Genomic DNA, 18,282 nt, shown 5'->3' on the forward strand with positions numbered 1-18,282 from the left:
CGCCTTCTGCATATTTTAGGGAATTATGCCGCAGATGCACTCGAAGCAACCAATATCAGCTGGAATTGTCATTGTCGCCGCCGGGCGTGGCGAGCGGGCCGGCGCGCCTGAAGAAGGCCCGAAGCAATACCGCATGATCGGCGGAAAGCCGATTATCGCCCATACGCTTGAAAACTTCATGACATGGGAGCATGCGGCCCAAATCGTCGTCGTCATCCATCCCGACGACGAGGCGCTCTTCGCAAAGGCATTCCGGCAAATCCTTTCTGCCACGCCGATCGAAACCGTTCACGGTGGGGCAACCCGACAGCAGTCTGTTCTTGCGGGATTGAGGCATCTGAAAAACAAGGGCATCACCCACGTGCTCGTTCATGATGCCGTTCGGCCGTTCTTCGATCACCTGCTTCTCGACCGAATAGCCGATGCGTTGGCCGAGGGTGCACCGGCGGTGTTGCCCGCAATGCCCGTTGCCGACACGCTGAAGCGCGCCGACCGCGCCGGCACGGTCCTGGAAACTGTGTCGCGTGCGCAGCTCTTTGCCGCCCAGACGCCGCAATCCTTTGCCTTTGACGCCATCCTCGACGCACATGAAAAGGCAAGCGAGATTGGCCGCACGGATTTCACCGACGACGCTTCCATCGCCGAATGGGCAGGCATCCCTGTCACGATTGTCGAAGGAGCTGCCGACAACGTGAAACTGACGGTCAAGCGGGACATTGCCTTGGCCGACAACCGGCTTTCGTCGCCGCTGCTGCCGGATGTCCGCACCGGCAACGGCTATGACGTACACCAGTTGGAGGCCGGCGACGGCGTCATTCTTTGCGGGGTTTTCATTCAGCATGACCAGCGGCTCAAGGGCCATTCGGATGCGGACGTCGCCCTGCATGCCCTGACCGATGCGCTGCTGGCCACCTGCGGCGCCGGCGATATCGGCGATCATTTTCCGCCATCAGACCCGCAGTGGAAGGGCGCGTCCTCGCGCATCTTCCTTGAACACGCAGCGACAATCGTGCGGGATAACGGCGGAACGATCATGAATGCTGACGTCTCGCTGATAGCCGAAGCGCCGAAAATCGGTCCGCACCGCGAGGCAATGCGCGCCAATCTTTCCGAATTTCTCGGAATCTCGATCGATCGCTGCTCGGTGAAGGCGACGACGAACGAGAAGATCGGCTTTGTTGGCCGCCGCGAAGGCATCGCGGCGATCGCAACGGCAACCGTGGTTTATCGCGGAGCGAAACGATGAGCATCTTCACGGCCGACATCCTTTCGCTCGCCGAGAAGATTGTCCGCGATTTCACAGCCGCGAAGAAAATGCTTGCCACGGCCGAATCCTGCACCGGCGGCTTGATCGCCGGGGCGCTGACGGAAATCTCGGGTTCCTCGGCGGTCGTCGATCGCGGCTTCGTTACCTACACCAATACGGCGAAGGTCGAGCTGCTCGGCGTCCAGGAACGGACGCTCGAAGGCTTCGGCGCTGTCTCCGAACAGACCGCGCGGCAGATGGTGCACGGCGCCCTCTTCCGCTCTGGTGCCGACGTTGCCGTCGCGGTGACCGGCATTGCCGGACCGGGCGGCGGCACGCCAGAGAAGCCGGTGGGACTGGTTCATCTGGCGGCCAAGTCGCGCAGCGGTACGCTCAACCATCGCAAGATGCTCTACGGCGATATCGGCCGGGACAAGGTCCGTCTGGCCGCCGTCCTGACGGCGCTCGAAATGTTGATCGAGTTGGAAGAAAATGACGCATAGTCAGGGGCTTGAAAGAATGAGGACCAGCGCCAATTCTTGAGTGGAGCCACACAAAGGGACCACGTCGATGAGGTATTTGGCTGCATTGGGAGTTGCTTTGAGTCTGGGCTGCATATCCGCGGCCGAATCGCCTTCGAACTACGAAACATATTTCGGACAGGTCCGCGTCGACTCTGACCCGGTCGTGCTCGCGCACTACAACCGGGCGCTTCCATATTGCCAGTACGAAGCATCGTCCTGGTGGAGAGGTTCGCCGTATCCGTATAGCCTTTATTACAATGCGGCGTTGAGGAGTTGCCTGTCTCGGCGGGGCTTTATCGACAGAGGGGCATATGCCTATCCGGCATATCGGTACTACCCCGATCGGTAAGTGCGCCGTCTGACCTACTGGTAGATCGCTTCGGCTCGTTTTTCGAACGCCTCCGAGAACATTCGGAAGGCGCGGTCGAACATCGAGCCCATCAGCGCGCCCAGAACACGGCTTTTGAACTCGTAGTCGATGAAGAAATGGATCGTGCAGCCGTCGCCGGGGACATCCTCGAAGCGCCAGCGGTTGTCGAGATATCTGAAGGGCCCGTCGATGTATTTGACGTCGATGAGCTGTTCCGCCTTGTTGAGCAAGACCTGCGTTGTGAAGGTCTCGCGGATCGCCTTGTAGCCGACCGTCATATCGGCAATCAGCAAGATCCTCCCATCGCGCTCCTTGCGGCTGCGGATGCTCAAGGCTTCACAGAGCGGCAAGAATTCCGGATAGCGTTCCACATCGGCAACAAGATCGAACATTTGCTCGGCAGAGTGCGGAACGCGGTGGTGGGTTTCGAATTGCGGCATGAAGGGCAGTTAAGCGGGAGAACCAAGAAGATCAAGAAGGCGGCGCATTTCCGCGTGGCTTTTCAGCTGCAAAACCGGAATGTCCGCTCCATGTCTCTGCAATTGCGCCAGAATGTGAGGCACAAAGCGCTTCTCGAAATTCCAGATGTAGGAGAGGAATTCCCGGTCAGGAACGCGCTCGACGCAGCCTGGCGCCATGTCCGGCCGGGTTTTACCCAGATAGCGGAAGGCCCGCTTCGTCACGCCGAGTAGACAGCGCCAGCGGGGAACGCGCACCCAGACCACCATCTGCGCTCGCGGCAGCCTGAGATCGAAGGTCGACGATCCGCTGCCATCCATGAGCCAGCGCTCACGCGCCACTGTTTCGGCGATTAGCGCCCTCTCCTCCGCTTTTTCGCGTTTCACCCAACCTGGCAGCCAATAGAACTCGCGATCCATGGAGACATAGGGGATGTCGAGGCGATCGCAGATCCGGCGAGAGAGCGTACTTTTTCCGCCGCCGGAACAACCGATCACCATGATGCGATCCGCTCGGCGCAAGATGCCAGCGCCATGGCTCATATCGTTGATATATGCCGGCATCCTCGATAGCTCCCCGTTGGCGCTGCGTTTAGGCAAGAAACAAAAAAGCCGCGGCAACATCGCCGCGGCTCTTTGAAAATGCAAGCCTTCGTTGATTATTCCGCCGCTACAAGCAGCTTCTTCTCGCGGGCGGCCTTCAGGCGGGCGAAGTCGTCGCCGGCGTGGTGGGAAGACCGGGTGAGCGGGCTCGAAGCCACCATCAGGAAGCCCTTGGTGTAGGCCACCGTCTCGTAGGACTTGAATTCATCCGGGGTGACGAACCGCTCGACCTTGTGGTGCTTGCGGGTCGGCTGCAGGTACTGGCCGATCGTCAGGAAGTCGACATCTGCTGTGCGCAGATCATCCATCAGCTGCAGGACTTCGTTGCGCTCTTCGCCCAGGCCGACCATGATGCCGGACTTGGTGAACATGGTCGGGTCGAGCTCCTTCACGCGCTGCAACAGGCGGATGGAGTGGAAGTAGCGGGCGCCCGGGCGAACCGTCAGGTAGTTCCCCGCCACGGTTTCCAGATTGTGGTTGAAGACATCCGGCTTGGCGGCAACAACGCGCTCCAGCGCGCCCGGCTTCTTCAGAAAGTCCGGGGTCAGGATCTCGATGGTCGTCTCCGGCGATGCTGCACGGATCGCCCAGATCACCTTCTCGAAGTGTTCGGCGCCACCGTCTTCCAGGTCGTCGCGGTCGACCGAGGTGATGACGACGTGGGAAAGGCCCATCTGCTTGACGGCCTTCGCGACATTTTCGGGCTCGGCCATGTCGAGGGCATTCGGCTTGCCGGTCGAGACGTTGCAGAAAGCGCAGGCGCGCGTGCAGATCTCGCCCATGATCATGAAGGTCGCGTGCTTCTTGTCCCAGCACTCACCGATGTTGGGGCAGCCGGCTTCCTCGCAGACCGTGACGAGATTGTGTTCCTTGACGATCGAGCGCGTCTCCGCATAGCCCTTCGAGGTCGGAGCCTTCACGCGGATCCAGTCCGGCTTGCGCAGGACTTCCGTATCGGGGCGATGCGCCTTTTCCGGATGCCGCACGCGCTTGGCGTCGGGATTGATCGTGTCGAGAATGGTTACCATTGCAGTTTCAACTTTCCGCCGCCCCATGCGGCTTCATCAGTCTGCACATAAGCTTTTTGCCCGGCTCTTACAATTGAGCCGCGCGCATTATCGCCGGACGAGCCGCGCGAGGAATATCAGCAGGCAGGCGCCCAGAAAGCCGGTAATGAAATAGCCGAGCCGTCCTCCGGCCACTTCGATGTGGAACTGCGCCAGAATGGCGGTCGCGACGACCGAACCGACGATTCCGAGCACGATGTTCAACAGAACGCCATACCGCGCCTCCATCAGCTTGCCAGCGAGCCAGCCCGCAAGACCGCCGATGATGATTGCCGCTATCCAGCCCACACCTTCCATAGTCGCCCTACCTCAGGCTATCGCCCTTGCGATCAGCACCACGACGATGGCGCCGACCGTGGCGTGAATGATCTGCACGACCAACGCATTTTCAATGCCGAGCGATATGCCCAAAGCATTGAACAGAAACCCGCCCACAAACGCGCCGATAACGCCGCTGAGCAGGCACCGTATCAATCCGCCCCCACCGACGACCAGGCTCGCGAGAAAGCCCGCGACGAGGCCGATCAGGAGGAAGATGAGCAGTGCCTGCGTCTCAATCGACATGATGATTTCCTTTCGTTTTTTCCACCTGGGATAGAGGGCGGAAAAGGAAATTATCAAGCGTTGAGCGCCCGGCCGTAAGCGTCGAGCACCGCTTCCTTCATCGTCTCGGAAACGGTCGGATGTGGGAAGATCGTATGCATCAGCTCTTCCTCCGTCGTCTCCAGGTTCATGGCGACGACGAAGCCCTGGATCAGTTCGGTCACTTCAGCGCCGACCATGTGCGCGCCCAGGAGTTCGCCGCTCTTCTTGTCAAAGATGACCTTGCAGAGGCCCTGGTCTTCGCCGAGCGCGATCGCCTTGCCGTTGGCGGCGAAGGAGAAGCGGCCGACGCGAATCTCACGGCCCGATTCCTTGGCCTTGGCTTCCGTCAGGCCGACGGAAGCCACCTGCGGCTGGCAGTAGGTGCAGCCCGGAACCTTGCCCTTGTCGGTCGGATGAACGCCCGGAACGCCGGCGATCTTCTCGATGCAGACGACGCCTTCATGCTCCGCCTTGTGGGCAAGCATCGGCGGGCCGGCGACGTCGCCGATCGCGTAGATACCCGGGACATTCGTCTTGCCGTAGCCATCGGCGACGACGCAGCCGCGATCGGTCTTCACGCCGAGCGCTTCAAGGCCGAGATTCTCGATATTGCCCTGAACGCCGACGGCTGAGATCATGCGATCCGCGGTGATCTGCTGCACCTTGCCGTCAGCGGTCTCGACATGTGCCGTGACGCTGTTGGCACCCTTCTCGACCTTCGCCACCTTGGCGCTGGTGAAGATCTTCATGCCGCGCTTTTCCAGCTGCTTGCGGGCGATTGCGGTCACTTCCGCATCCTCGACCGGCATGATTGTCGGCATGATTTCGACCACCGTCACATCGACGCCCATCGACAGATAGAAGCTCGCGAACTCGATACCGATTGCGCCAGAACCCATGACGATCATCGACTTCGGCAGGACATCCGGCTTCAGTGCCTCGAAATAGGTCCAGATCAGCTTTCCGTCCGGCTCGATGCCGGGCAGCGCGCGCGGGCGGGCGCCGGTCGCGACGATGATGTGCTTGGCGGTATAGGTGCCTTCCTGGCTCTTGATGTTCTTCGGCAGCGGATGCTGCGGCTCGACCACCGGCTTGGAGGACTTCGAGACGACGATTTCGCCCGGCTGAGCGCCGGTCGAAGCCTTGGTGATTTTCGCCTCGCCCCAGATGACGTCGATCTTGTTCTTCTTCATCAGGAAGCCGACACCGGCATTCAGGCGGGCGGAAACGGCGCGCGAGCGGGCGACGACGGCCTTGGTGTCCGGCTTGACGGTGCCCTCGAGAACGAGGCCGTATTCCTTCAGATGGTTCGAATGATCGAGAATTTCGGCCGAGCGCAGTAGCGCCTTGGTCGGAATGCAGCCCCAGTTCAGGCAGATGCCGCCCAGATGCTCGCGTTCGACGATCGCGGTCTTCAATCCCAGCTGACCAGCGCGCACAGCGGCGACATAGCCGCCCGGTCCGGAGCCGATGATGATGACGTCGTAGTTCTCAGCCATATTTTCCTGCCTTTGTTATCGGGCGTGGCGGGTCAAAAGCACCCACTCGTGTTTCCTGCTGTTTTTCAAAAAGCGCCACAGCGTCTGCGCGGCCTCCGCCGCGCTCGCCGTTCCGCCCGCCGCAGCGCGACGAAGGAGGCCATGATCAGAGCCCCAGCATCATCCGCACGATCGATTCCAGGCCGCGCCCGAGAGCGCGGGTATTTTCGGCATCGAGATGAATGCCGTCGATCGGCGTCGTCTTGGCGACGGAATTACCGTCGAAGAAGCCGCAGCCGAGTTCGTCGGCAAGGTCACGATAAAGCGTCGCCAGTTTCGCCGATTCCTCGACACCGCCCGGGAACGATGCTGCGAAGGGCACATTGCCCGTCGCGCAGATCGCCGGCGGTGCCACGATCAGAATATCCGGCCCGTCAAGTTCGAAGGGCCAGGCGTGGTTGCGGATCAACCGGACCAGACGCGCGATGCCCTGGCAGGCGGCAAAAGCCGAACCTGCCACGACCGGCTTCATGTCGTTGGTCCCGAGCAGAATAATGACGAGATCAAGCGGTGCATGCGTCTGCAAGATTGTCGGCAGGACGCGCGCCCCGTTGCGGTCGCAATCGGCGAGGTGATCGTCGAAAGCGGTGGTCCGCCCGTTCAAGCCCTCTGGAATGATACGCGCCTCGCTGCCGAGCGCTGCCTGCAGCACGCTTGGCCAGCGGTCCTCATAGGCGTGGCGGCCGATCGTCTCGGCGTCGTATCCCCAGGTCAGCGAGTCGCCATAGCAAAGAACGGTCTTCGTCATTTCCGTCTCCGCTCAGTGCTCAAACGAGCATGCCCATCGGGTTTTCGATGTAGCCCTTGAAGGCCTGCAGCAGCTGGGCACCGAGCGCACCGTCAACGCAACGGTGATCGGTCGAAAGCGTGACGCTCATGACGGTCGCGATGGCCATTTCGCCCTTCTTGACGATGACGCGCTGCTCGCCCGCACCGACGGCAAGGATGGTCGCATGCGGCGGGTTGATGACGGCAGCAAAATCCTTCACGCCCATCATTCCCATGTTCGAGACCGACGTCGTACCACCCTGGTACTCCTCGGGCTTCAGCTTGCGGTCCTTGGCGCGCTTGCCGAGATCCTTCATCTCGTTGGAGATGACCGACAGCGTCTTCGTTTCCGCATTGCGGACGATCGGAGTGATCAGGCCGCCCGGGATCGACACAGCGACGCCGACATCGGCATGCTTGTGCTTGACCATGTTGCTCTCGGTCCAGGAGACGTTGGCATCCGGAACGTCGCGCAGCGCGAGCGCCATGGCCTTGATGACCATGTCGTTGACGGAGAGCTTGTAGGCCGGAACACCGTCCTTCGACTTCGGCGCAGCGTCGTTGAGCTGGGTACGAAGCGCCAGCAGCGCATCGAGCTCGCAGTCGACTGTGACGTAGAAGTGCGGAACAGTCTGCTTCGATTCCACCAGACGGCGGGCAATCGTCTTGCGCATGCCGTCGTGCGGCACGAGCTCGTAGGAGCCCGGCTCGAAGAGCTTGAGAACGGCCTCTTCGGAAGCGCCCTTGGCGACGGGAGCCGGAGCTGCGGCAGCCTGCGGTGCAGCGGCAGCAGGCGGTGCGGCCTTGGCGCCACCACCGGCAACGGCGGCTTCGACGTCGCTCTTGACGACGCGACCGTGCGGACCGGAGCCGGCAACCGCGGAGAGATCGATCCCGGCTTCCTTTGCGAGGCGCCGTGCGAGCGGCGAGGAGAAGGTGCGATTGGCATCGACCGACGCTGCCGGGGGGGCTGCTGCCGGTACCGGAGCCGCCGCAGGCGCGGACTGCGCCGGAGCGGTTTCGGCCTTGGGCGCGGCAGCGGCCTCAGCCTTCGGAGCCGGTGCAGCCGAGCCAGCACCGCTCGCTGCAGCACCAACGTCTTCGCCTTCACCGGCAAGAACGGCGATCAGCGCGTTGACCTTGACGCCTTCGGTGCCAGCCGGAACGACGATCTTGGCAACTGTGCCTTCATCGACGGCTTCGACTTCCATCGTCGCCTTGTCGGTCTCGATCTCGGCGATCACATCGCCGGACTTGACGGTATCGCCTTCCTTGACGAGCCACTTGGCCAGGTTGCCTTCTTCCATCGTCGGAGAAAGGGCAGGCATTGTGATGTTGATAGGCATCGAAATACCCTCCCCTTATTTGTAGCAAACGGCCTTCACGGCATCGACAACTTCGCCGACGTTCGGCAGGGCCAGCTTCTCGAGATTGGCGGCGTAGGGCATCGGAACGTCCTTGCCGGCGATCGTCAGGATCGGCGCGTCGAGATAGTCAAACGCCTGCTGCATGACGCGGGTGGCGATTTCCGTGCCGACGGACGACTGCGGATAGCCTTCCTCGACGGTGACCAGACGCCCAGTCTTCTTGACCGATTCGATGACAGCAGGCAGGTCCATCGGACGGATGGTGCGAAGATCGATCAGTTCGACGTCGATGCCGAGCTTTTCGAGTTCAGCGACCGCCTTTGTAGCATAGGTCATCCCGATGCCCCACGAAACGATGGTCACGTCCTTGCCCTGGCGATGGATGCGTGCCTTGCCGATCGGCAGCACGAAGTTGTCGAGCTTCGGAACGTCGAAGTGCTGGCCGTACAGGATTTCGTTTTCAAGGAAAATGACCGGGTTCGGATCGCGGATCGCCGCCTTGAGCAGGCCCTTCGCGTCTGCCGCCGTGTAAGGCATGACGACCTTGAGGCCCGGAACATGGCTGTACCATGCGGCGTAGTCCTGGCTGTGCTGCGCGGCAACGCGGGCAGCAGCGCCGTTTGGGCCGCGGAAGACGATCGGGGCGCCCATCTGGCCGCCGGACATATAGAGCGTCTTGGCAGCAGAGTTGATGATCTGGTCGATCGCCTGCATGGCGAAGTTGAAGGTCATGAACTCGACGATCGGCTTCAAGCCGGCCATCGCAGCACCAACGCCAACGCCGGCAAAGCCGTGCTCGGTGATCGGGGTATCGACGACGCGGCGGGCGCCGAATTCCTGCAGAAGGCCCTGGGTCACCTTGTAGGCACCCTGGTATTCGGCAACTTCTTCGCCCATGACGAAGACGCTGTCGTCGGCGCGCATTTCTTCGGCCATCGCGTCGCGCAGGGCTTCACGAACGGTCATCGACACCATTTCGGTACCGGCCGGGATATCCGGATCGCTCGGAACGGTCGCCTTCGGCTCAGCGGGAACCGGAGCAGCGGCGGCAGGCTTCTCCTCGACTTGCAGGGCCGCAGCGGCCGGCGCGGGTTGGGCAGCAGGAGCGGCCGAAATGTCGGACTCCGACTCGCCATCCTGCAGGAGGACCGCGATCTTGGCATTGACCTTGACGTTTTCAGTGCCGGCCGGAACCAGCAGCTTGCCGATAACGCCCTCGTCAACGGCTTCGACTTCCATCGTCGCCTTGTCGGTTTCAATCTCGGCGATCACGTCGCCGGAGGTGACCTTGTCACCTTCCTTCTTGAGCCACTTGGAAAGCGTGCCTTCTTCCATCGTCGGAGAGAGGGCGGGCATGAGAATATCGATAGGCATGGGTTCCCTCCCCGATTAAAGCAGAATGTCGGTGTAGAGCTCGGATGCATCCGGCTCCGGATCGTTCTGGGCGAAATCGGCGCTGTCGGCGACGATATCGCGGACGTCCTTGTCGATCGCCTTCAGATCGTCTTCGGAAGCCCAGCCTTTCTCGATAAGACGGGCCTTTACCTGCTCGATCGGGTCCTGCTCGGAGCGCATCTTCTGCACTTCTTCCTTCGAGCGATACTTCGCCGGGTCGGACATCGAGTGACCGCGATAGCGGTAGGTCAACATTTCGAGGATGATCGGGCCCTTGCCGGAGCGGCAATGCTCCAGAGCCTCGTCCGCAGCTGCCTTGACGGCGCGGACATCCATGCCGTCAACCTGGATGCCCGGAATGCCGAAGCCCGAGCCGCGCAGCGAGTAATTCGACTGTGCCGTCGCGCGGGCGGTCGAGGTGCCCATGGCATAACGGTTGTTTTCGACGATATAGATGATCGGCAGCTTCCAGAGTGCTGCCATGTTGAAGCTCTCGTAAACCTGGCCCTGGTTTGCAGCACCGTCGCCGAAATAGGCGACACTCACAGAGTCGTTGCCACGATACTTGTTGGCGAAAGCGAGACCGGTGCCCAGCGAAACCTGTGCGCCGACGATGCCGTGGCCGCCGTAGAAGTTCTTCTCTTTGGAGAACATGTGCATGGAGCCGCCCTTCCCTCGGGAATAGCCGCCCCGGCGTCCGGTCAGTTCCGCCATGACGCCGCGCGCGTTCATACCGGTTGCCAACATATGGCCGTGGTCACGATAAGCGGTGATAACCTGGTCGCCTTCCTTCTGCGCCATCTGCATGCCGACGACGACGGCTTCCTGGCCGATGTAGAGGTGACAGAAACCACCAATAAAACCCATGCCGTAAAGCTGGCCGGCCTTTTCCTCGAAACGGCGGATCAAAAGCATCTCACGATAGGCTTTGAGCTCCTCGTCGCGATTGAAGTCGGCAACGGGGCCACCATTAGAGGCCTTGGTTGCGGATTTTGTGCTGGCTTTACGGCTGGAAACGGTCGCGTTCTTTCGCGGCGCCATTCAACCCTCCCTATGGGTTTGTCGTTTATTGGGTGGCGCGTACCATAGGGAAGAAATATAGCCACAGCAATGCCATAAATGCATGGCTCGTATTCTGAGGTAAACTACTGATAATACTCGAAAATCATCGATTAACCGATTTTCGGTTAATTGGCGTAGGAATTGAAGATCACGATCTCGTCGGCGCGCGACATGTTCAGCTGGTAGCGCGCTTTCTCATCCAGCATATCCTTGTCCAGCGAGCCGTCGCTCAACAGCGCGACCTGTTGCTCGAGATGTTCGCGCTTCGCCTTGAGCGCCGCAAGATCGCGTTCGCGGGCAATGCGGCGCTGCTCGAAAACTTCCGTCGCGCGCAGACCGTAGTCGCCATGAATGCAATGATAGCCGAAGTAGGAGAGAAAGGCGACGGTCATCGCCGGAACGACCAAACGGCCGATCTTTTTCTTCTTATGATGCTTTGTCCACATACGCACACTTGCTCTGACGCATTACCTAGTCCGATCAGCCTACCCCCGAGAGATTAACCGTCCGTTGACTATGAATTTTCCGGACAAGAAAAACCCGCGCCGGTCGGACGCGGGTTTCAAATCGTTGAGTTCTAAGCGCAATCAGCCGCGGATGATCGAACGGCCGGCATAGCGGGCCTGCGGGCCGAGGCCCTCTTCGATGCGGATCAGCTGGTTGTACTTCGCCAGACGGTCGGAGCGCGACAGCGAGCCGGTCTTGATCTGACCGCAGTTGCTGGCAACCGCGAGATCGGCAATCGTGGAATCTTCGGTTTCGCCCGAGCGGTGCGACATGACGGCGGTATAAGCCGCCTTATGCGCGGTGTTGACCGCATCCAGCGTTTCCGTCAGCGAGCCGATCTGGTTCACCTTGACGAGGATCGAATTGGCGACACCCATGCGGATGCCGTCACGCAGGCGCTCCGAGTTGGTGACGAAGAGATCGTCGCCAACCAGCTGGCACGTCTTGCCTGCAAGGTCGGTCAGAGCCTTCCAGCCGTCCCAATCGTCTTCAGCCATGCCGTCTTCGATGGAGATGATCGGATACTTGCCGACGAGTTCGGCGAGGTATTCGGCCATGGCGCCGGATTCCAGCGTGCGGCCCTCGCCTTCAAGCACGTACTTGCCGTCCTTGAAGAATTCGGTCGAGGCGCAATCGAGACCGAGGAAAATGTCTTCACCCGGCTTGTAGCCGGCTTTCTCGATCGACTTCATGATGAAATCGAGGGCTTCGGGCGCACTCTTCAGACCCGGTGCAAAACCGCCTTCGTCGCCGACGTTGGTATTGTGGCCCTGAGCCGACAGTTCCTTCTTGAGGACGTGGAACACTTCCGAACCCATGCGCACAGCTTCGCGGATCGAATCGGCGCCAACCGGCAGGATCATGAATTCCTGGAAGTCGATCGGGTTGTCGGCATGGGCGCCGCCGTTGATGATGTTCATCATCGGGACGGGCAGCAGATGGGCGCTGGCGCCGCCAACATAGCGGTAGAGCGGCAGACCGGCAGCCTGGGCGGCGGCCTTGGCGACGGCGAGCGATACGCCGAGGATGGCATTGGCGCCGAGGCGCGATTTGTTCGGCGTGCCATCCAGTTCGATCATGATGTTGTCGATCTGGATCTGGTTCTCGGCGTCGATGCCGCCGATCGCATCGAAGATTTCGGTATTGGCGGCCTCGACGGCCTTTTCCACGCCCTTGCCGAGATAGCGCTTGCCGCCGTCGCGAACTTCAACGGCTTCGTGGGCGCCGGTCGAAGCGCCCGACGGCACCGCCGCCCGGCCCATGCTGCCGTCTTCGAGATAGACATCGACTTCAACGGTCGGATTGCCACGGCTGTCAAGAATCTCGCGGGCAATAATGTCGGTAATTGCAGTCATGGTTTCTCCTGCTCGGTGGCGGTTAAATCGTTTGAAATCGTCTTAATCGAAGACGCGCAAATTACAATGGCGCTTTGAGCGTCCTCCGCTGCAGCGATCGTACGTGGCCTATTACACGATCATGTCAGACTTTTGAACGTCAGTTCTTCGCGATTGCGTCGAACGCCAGCAGCTTTTCGAGAAGCCGCGGCATGTCCTTCAGATGGACCATGTTCGGGCCGTCGGACGGGGCGTTGTCGGGATTCTCATGTGTCTCGATGAAGACGCCGGCAACACCGACGGCGACAGCGGCGCGCGCCAGCGTTTCCACGAATTCGCGCTGCCCGCCTGACGAACCACCCTGCCCGCCCGGCTGCTGCACCGAATGGGTAGCGTCGAAAATCACCGGCGCGCCCATCGCCGCCATGATCGGCAGTGAGCGCATGTCGGAAACCAGCGTGTTGTAGCCGAAGGAGGCACCGCGCTCGCAAAGCAGGATGTTCGGATTGCCGGTCGCATTCAGCTTGCCGAGGACGTTCTTCATATCCCACGGCGCCAGGAACTGGCCCTTCTTGACGTTGATTGCCCGGCCAGTCTTGGCGGCGGCTACCAGAAGGTCCGTCTGACGGCTGAGGAAGGCAGGGATCTGCAGGATATCGACCACCGTAGCGACTTCCGCGCATTGCTCTTCCGTATGGACATCGGTCAACACCGGAAAACCGAACTCCTTTTTCAGATCGGCGAAGACTTCCAGCGACGTTTCAAGCCCGATGCCGCGCTGGGCGGAAAGCGACGTGCGGTTCGCCTTGTCGAAGGACGACTTGTAAACGAGGCCGATGCCGAGCTTCTTGCAGAGTTCGCTCAAAACGCCGGCGACCATGAAGGCGTGCTCGCGGCTTTCCATCTGGCAGGGACCGGCAATCAGCGACAGCCGGCCGCTATTGGAAAACACAACGCGTCCGGCGCCTTCGCCGACTGCGACTTCGGAGTTGGTATTGCTCATGGGGTCTCCTCAAAGGCGAAGATTGCACCCTGGCCGGGCGCAGGCTTCACCAGAACTCTGTTGCTGATGCGTGTATAGGTCATCCCGTTAGCAGTCAGAAGGGCCTCTGTCACGGTAATATCTCGGGTGCGGAAAACGATGGCGCTGCCGCGGAGCCCCTTGTCGGCCAGCGGCTGTGCGACATCGAAATAGGCTTCCATCCCCTCCTGAGACAGCAGACTGATTTTGACGTTGGGAGTTGCAACTGACAGGCCGAAACTGGTCTGCTCCACCTTTGCCCCGGACGCCGCCAGTTGAACGAAAGCGCCGAAAGCTTCGGGCTCCGGCGCGCTCAGCACGACTTCCCGAATACCGGCTACGCCATTTTCGTGTTTTTCCAGCGCGTCGCGATTGGTGGGAAAGGCATTGATGCGCTGGCAGGCAAAGAGAAAGAAATCCGGCGCCCTGAGGTCGGCCGCAAAAGCGAGCTTGAAGGCGCCGGTCGATTGCGAGCCATCCGGCATTTCGATCGGACGCGAAAACTCCAGCATGTCGCCGCCGCTCTGCCTGGCATTCATGAAGGCAGAATGATCGGCGTCCGCATCCTCTGTGCTGAAAGCGACCGCAGAAAACCCATCATTGCCGCACCGGAAGCGAAAAGCCTGGTCGCGCGCCACAAAAACATTGCCCCCGCGCACGGATGTTTCACATTTCTTCGCATTCTCGATAGCAAGCGGCTCGAGATAGGTCTTGTCGGCAAAGAAGATGCAAGCGTTCTCCGTTCCGAACGGGTGGCAGCCCTCTGGCGCGATGGTAAATCCCAGTCTTCCCAGCCGTTCCCGCGCCAGGTCGATGTCCGTGACCGGTAGGACAAGATGATCCAGTGGATGAGGCATCGGGCGCGTCTCCATTTTCCAGTGCTCCAGATTTGCGCGGCCTGTTCCCGCGATGCAAGCCGCAAGCGGTGACCCGGCAAACAAAAAGCCCCAAAATGAATGCACTTCAGAAAAAGTTTTACCGAAATTTAGGTACTTGCGGAACACATATGGAACATATAGTGTCTGTTCTGGCTTTGTTTCACGAATCTGGGGTTAAACTTCGATGCTGACGCGCAAACAACAGGAGCTTCTCCTCTTCATTCATGAGCGGATGAAAGAATCCGGCGTCCCGCCATCCTTCGACGAAATGAAGGACGCGCTGGATCTCGCCTCCAAATCCGGCATCCACCGCCTGATTACGGCGCTTGAAGAGCGTGGTTTCATTCGTCGCCTACCGAACCGGGCGCGCGCACTTGAGGTGATCAAGCTTCCGGAGGCCTACAACCCGAGCATTCAGCCGCGCCGCGGTTTTTCGCCAAGCGTTATCGAGGGCAGCCTCGGCAAACCGCAGCCGGTAGCAGCCCCGCCGAAGCCGGCGAACGAAGACAACAACAGTGCGGTTTCCGTTCCTGTCATGGGCCGCATCGCAGCCGGCGTGCCGATCTCGGCAATCCAGAACAATACCCACGACATCACCGTCCCCGCCGATATGCTGGGCTCGGGCGAGCACTACGCGCTCGAGGTCAAGGGCGATTCGATGATCGACGCCGGCATCTTCGATGGCGATACGGTCATTGTCCGCAATTCAAATACCGCGAACCCCGGCGACATCGTCGTGGCACTGGTCGATGACGAGGAAGCGACCCTCAAGCGGTTCCGCCGCAAGGGAGCTTCCATCGCGCTTGAAGCCGCAAACCCGGCCTATGAGACGCGTATCTTCGGGCCGGACCGCGTCAAGGTTCAAGGCAAGCTCGTCGGCCTCATTCGCCGCTATCACTGACCGGCAACGCATCCCCGGCAAATGTGCCGCTGCGCCAATCATAGGCGCGGTGGCGGCTCCAGGGACGGTCAAGGTTCTCGAATGCCGTTGTGATGTCCGCGGTGCCGTCTCCAAAGCGTAGCTCGACGGCGCCGGTTTTCCTCAGGGTTTCGCCGGTAAACAGCATTGCTCCGGATCGGCAGGTGCCGGACCGCAGCCGCACCGGCGTCACGACGATATCCGCTGTGTCGCAAGCCGGGCCGAAATAAGCGGCATTTTCGATCACTGCGAGGATGGAGCCGTTTTCGAGCTCTGCCGTGCACCAGGCTTTCTTGACGCAGGTGAAATGGCCTGCCGAAGCGGCGTTCCGCATCGCATCTCTCGCTTCTTCCTGTTGCGCCGGAGAAAGCCTCAATCTCTCCCCGTCTTTTGCCGAAGGCGGGGCCGAAGCGGTATCAAGCAATTTTGGCGGCCGGTGGTCATCGATAACCAGCGCTCGTTTCCACTGGTCGAAAATGAAATCCGGCGGGCGTTCGCGGTTGGAGGCGAGAGCGGATTGCCTGACGATTGCAACAAGACTTCCGTCTTCGGCAATCACCACATCTGGCGCGGCTCTACCCGGCATGAGTGCAACGGCAAGCGTCGAACCGGCGATGATCGCGGCTCCCATATGCCTAAGCCGGGTGCGCAGCAGCGTGAGCAGCAGGAAACCGGCGACCGCTGCCGGAAAATACCAGCCGGGCAGCCTGCCCACGCCGATGTCGCCGCCCCAGGACGACACCGTCTTGGCAACCGCGATTACGAGATCGAGACCGAAACCCACCACCTTCCACGGCAGCACGTCGAGCCCGAAGGGCATCAGCAGCATGGCAAGCAGGCCTGCAGGCATGATGACGAAGGAAATGATCGGCATGGCCGCGAGGTTGGCCGGCAGACCGTAGGCCGTCAGCCGGTGGAAATGCTCGATCGAGAACAGTGCCGTCGAAAGGCCGCCGATAACGGATGTGAGCAGGATTCCGCCGAAGAAACCCGAAACGGAAACCAACAGCCGAAGCGATCGCATTTTTGAAAATGGGCTTTCGCGCACCGGCCGCTCCTTCCAAAGCGCATATCCCGCGACCAGCGCCAGGGTGGCGGCAAAGGACATCTGAAAGCTCGGGCCCATGATTTCGGAGGGAGAAACAGCGATGATGAGGAGTGCCGAAAGCGCGACATTGTGGAGGCTGATGGAGGGCCGGTCGAAGAAAACGGCAACCAGCATGATGGCCATCATGATGAAGGCGCGTTCGGCCGAAACGGCAAAGCCTGAGATCAAGAAGTAGGCCGTCACCGCCGCCAGCGCACCCGCCGCCGCAATCTTTTTCGTCGGATAGGCCTGAGCGACACCCGGAAAGAGGCTGAGTATCGAACGGAATCCGACAAAGAAAATACCCGCCGACAGCGCCATGTTGAGCCCGGAGATCGCGATGATATGGGCAAGACCGGACTGACGGAGCGCCTCTGTCGTCTCGCTGGAAATTGCCCGGCGCTCGTCCGTCACCAGCGCGGCGGCAAAAGCACCGGTGTCACCGGGCAGGATCGACCTTATGCGATCGCCAATCCCGCTGCGCAGGTGATAGAGCCATTCCAGCCAATTTTCGCCGAAATTTCGAGCGTCCTCCTGCCCCGACGGCACCGATACTGGCGCACCATAGAAGAAGCCGTTGGCGCCGACGCCGTCGAAATAGGTCTTGACGGCAAAGTCGTTCAAGCCCGGGAGCGCTGGCCCGGCCGGCGGCGTCAATCGCGCCCTGCCCTTCAGCCAAGTGCCGGTCTCGAACTCGGCTTTCCGCCCTCGTGCGACGACGGTAACCCGCGCCGGGGGTCGCTTCAACAAAGGCTGCTCCGTGGCCCGGACAGATAAAACGTAACGCCATCCGCCGCGGCCATCGCCTTCCCGCCGCTCGACGCGGCCAGTCAGCGTCGTGGTCACGGCGGAATCGAGCATCAGCGTTGCCGCGCGCCGCGTCTCGAATTGCGCGGCCAATATGCCGCAAACGATGAGCACAAGCGCCGTCAGGACAGCGCGCAGCACCTCACGGTTGCGATTCGTCACGGCGAGCGCCGCAAGCATAAAAAACAGGCAGGGGCCCGAGGAGCGCATTGAAACTCCGCCGCCGGCGACAAACCAGATTGCCGCACCCAGCCCCAGAAAGACGGGCGCAAACAGCAGGCGTGCGCCATGCGCCGTTTCCTCGCCCGCCATCCGCAGAACAGAGGCCTGAAGTTGTGCCCGCATCCGCGGAACGGCAGCGAGCAGCGGGCGATTGTTTTGCGTGCGCTGCAAGTGCCATCGCGCAGCGTCGGCCGGCGCGGGGAGAGGTCCGCGCGGCAACTTGTCCGCAACATCTACTGACGAGCCGATGTGCGTTTCGCTCGTTCTCAACTCCGGCATGTACCCCAGTCCGGCAGCGCCTTAAAATACAACCAGAATGCCGTCTGGAGAGGGTTTCAGCAATAAATAAATGACGGAAAAAAGACAAACAAACGCAGCCTGAAAAAGCCGAGCCAAGCATCGGCTTCCGCTATGCATTTCTGTCATCGCAGCAGTGCCCAAAAGTTGATACTGCGATGCACAAAATGACGTCACGGTAACTTGGCATTAGCGTCTCGATCATATAGCAATCGCTGAGGACGCTT

The 18,282-nt window shown here is 60.7% G+C and carries 19 protein-coding genes; 4 read left to right on the forward strand and 15 right to left on the reverse strand.

Annotation, left to right across the window (positions count from 1 at the left end; all coding sequences use genetic code 11):
• The first annotated feature begins 25 nt into the window (after positions 1–25).
• The 3 genes from HGP14_RS26105 to HGP14_RS35715 all read left to right on the forward strand — a co-directional run bounded on the left by HGP14_RS26105 (position 26) and on the right by HGP14_RS35715 (position 2,119).
• Positions 26–1,246 (forward strand): bifunctional 2-C-methyl-D-erythritol 4-phosphate cytidylyltransferase/2-C-methyl-D-erythritol 2,4-cyclodiphosphate synthase, encoded by a 1,221-nt coding sequence (locus tag HGP14_RS26105; protein WP_168832781.1) that lies wholly within the window; start codon positions 26–28, stop codon positions 1,244–1,246.
• Entirely contained in the window at positions 1,243–1,749 is a 507-nt protein-coding gene (locus tag HGP14_RS26110; protein WP_168832782.1) for a CinA family protein, read from the forward strand. The genes HGP14_RS26105 and HGP14_RS26110 overlap by 4 nt, the downstream gene beginning before the upstream one ends.
• Before the next feature lie 67 nt (positions 1,750–1,816).
• A complete protein-coding gene (locus tag HGP14_RS35715; RefSeq protein ID WP_168832783.1) occupies positions 1,817–2,119 on the forward strand; it encodes a hypothetical protein in 303 nt (100 codons plus the stop codon).
• 14 nt (positions 2,120–2,133) lie between these two features.
• Here HGP14_RS35715 and HGP14_RS26120 read toward each other — a convergent pair whose 3' ends face one another.
• The 14 genes from HGP14_RS26120 to HGP14_RS26185 form a co-directional block, all read right to left on the reverse strand.
• A complete protein-coding gene (locus HGP14_RS26120) occupies positions 2,134–2,580 on the reverse strand; it encodes a type II toxin-antitoxin system RatA family toxin (RefSeq protein ID WP_168832784.1) in 447 nt (148 codons plus the stop codon).
• 9 nt (positions 2,581–2,589) lie between these two features.
• The gene (locus tag HGP14_RS26125) at positions 2,590–3,162 is read right to left on the reverse strand and encodes an AAA family ATPase (protein WP_168832785.1); all 573 of its coding nucleotides are present in this window, start codon (positions 3,160–3,162) and stop codon (positions 2,590–2,592) included.
• Positions 3,163–3,257: 95 nt separating this feature from the next.
• The gene (gene lipA / locus HGP14_RS26130; protein WP_168832786.1) at positions 3,258–4,229 is read right to left on the reverse strand and encodes a lipoyl synthase; all 972 of its coding nucleotides are present in this window, start codon (positions 4,227–4,229) and stop codon (positions 3,258–3,260) included.
• Between the two features lie 87 nt (positions 4,230–4,316).
• Complete coding sequence (locus HGP14_RS26135) at positions 4,317–4,565, reverse strand: GlsB/YeaQ/YmgE family stress response membrane protein (protein WP_168832787.1); 249 nt, start codon at positions 4,563–4,565, stop codon at positions 4,317–4,319.
• A 12-nt stretch (positions 4,566–4,577) separates the two neighbouring features.
• Positions 4,578–4,832, reverse strand: coding sequence for a GlsB/YeaQ/YmgE family stress response membrane protein (locus HGP14_RS26140; RefSeq protein WP_168832788.1), 255 nt, complete (start codon positions 4,830–4,832; stop codon positions 4,578–4,580).
• 53 nt (positions 4,833–4,885) lie between these two features.
• Positions 4,886–6,352: a dihydrolipoyl dehydrogenase gene (gene lpdA / locus HGP14_RS26145; protein WP_168832789.1), complete on the reverse strand. Its 1,467-nt coding sequence runs from the start codon at positions 6,350–6,352 to the stop codon at positions 4,886–4,888.
• 145 nt (positions 6,353–6,497) lie between these two features.
• The gene (locus HGP14_RS26150; protein WP_168832790.1) at positions 6,498–7,139 is read right to left on the reverse strand and encodes an SGNH/GDSL hydrolase family protein; all 642 of its coding nucleotides are present in this window, start codon (positions 7,137–7,139) and stop codon (positions 6,498–6,500) included.
• Positions 7,140–7,158: 19 nt separating this feature from the next.
• On the reverse strand, positions 7,159–8,505 hold the full coding sequence (locus HGP14_RS26155) for a pyruvate dehydrogenase complex dihydrolipoamide acetyltransferase (RefSeq protein ID WP_168832791.1): 1,347 nt from the start codon (positions 8,503–8,505) through the stop codon (positions 7,159–7,161).
• A gap of 15 nt (positions 8,506–8,520) precedes the next feature.
• The gene (locus HGP14_RS26160; RefSeq protein WP_168832792.1) at positions 8,521–9,900 is read right to left on the reverse strand and encodes a pyruvate dehydrogenase complex E1 component subunit beta; all 1,380 of its coding nucleotides are present in this window, start codon (positions 9,898–9,900) and stop codon (positions 8,521–8,523) included.
• 15 nt (positions 9,901–9,915) lie between these two features.
• The gene (pdhA, locus tag HGP14_RS26165) at positions 9,916–10,962 is read right to left on the reverse strand and encodes a pyruvate dehydrogenase (acetyl-transferring) E1 component subunit alpha (protein WP_168832793.1); all 1,047 of its coding nucleotides are present in this window, start codon (positions 10,960–10,962) and stop codon (positions 9,916–9,918) included.
• 146 nt (positions 10,963–11,108) lie between these two features.
• The gene (locus HGP14_RS26170) at positions 11,109–11,429 is read right to left on the reverse strand and encodes a septum formation initiator family protein (RefSeq protein ID WP_168832794.1); all 321 of its coding nucleotides are present in this window, start codon (positions 11,427–11,429) and stop codon (positions 11,109–11,111) included.
• 141 nt (positions 11,430–11,570) lie between these two features.
• Positions 11,571–12,845 (reverse strand): phosphopyruvate hydratase, encoded by a 1,275-nt coding sequence (eno, locus tag HGP14_RS26175; protein ID WP_168832795.1) that lies wholly within the window; start codon positions 12,843–12,845, stop codon positions 11,571–11,573.
• 139 nt (positions 12,846–12,984) lie between these two features.
• Positions 12,985–13,827 (reverse strand): 3-deoxy-8-phosphooctulonate synthase, encoded by an 843-nt coding sequence (gene kdsA, locus HGP14_RS26180; protein ID WP_168832796.1) that lies wholly within the window; start codon positions 13,825–13,827, stop codon positions 12,985–12,987.
• Complete coding sequence (locus HGP14_RS26185; protein WP_205927351.1) at positions 13,824–14,717, reverse strand: VOC family protein; 894 nt, start codon at positions 14,715–14,717, stop codon at positions 13,824–13,826. Before HGP14_RS26185 ends, kdsA begins: the two co-directional genes overlap by 4 nt.
• A 190-nt stretch (positions 14,718–14,907) precedes the next feature.
• Between HGP14_RS26185 and lexA the strand changes: the two genes are divergently transcribed.
• Positions 14,908–15,624, forward strand: a complete 717-nt coding sequence (lexA, locus tag HGP14_RS26190) for a transcriptional repressor LexA (protein WP_168832797.1) — start codon at positions 14,908–14,910, stop codon at positions 15,622–15,624.
• On the opposite strand, the gene HGP14_RS26195 is transcribed toward lexA, so the two are convergent.
• On the reverse strand, positions 15,605–18,037 hold the full coding sequence (locus HGP14_RS26195; protein WP_168832798.1) for a ComEC/Rec2 family competence protein: 2,433 nt from the start codon (positions 18,035–18,037) through the stop codon (positions 15,605–15,607). The two genes, lexA and HGP14_RS26195, sit on opposite strands and share 20 nt — an antisense overlap.
• Positions 18,038–18,282 lie beyond the last annotated feature (245 nt).

The organism is Rhizobium sp. P32RR-XVIII (assembly GCF_012641395.1).
In the GTDB taxonomy this organism is placed as follows: domain Bacteria; phylum Pseudomonadota; class Alphaproteobacteria; order Rhizobiales; family Rhizobiaceae; genus Rhizobium.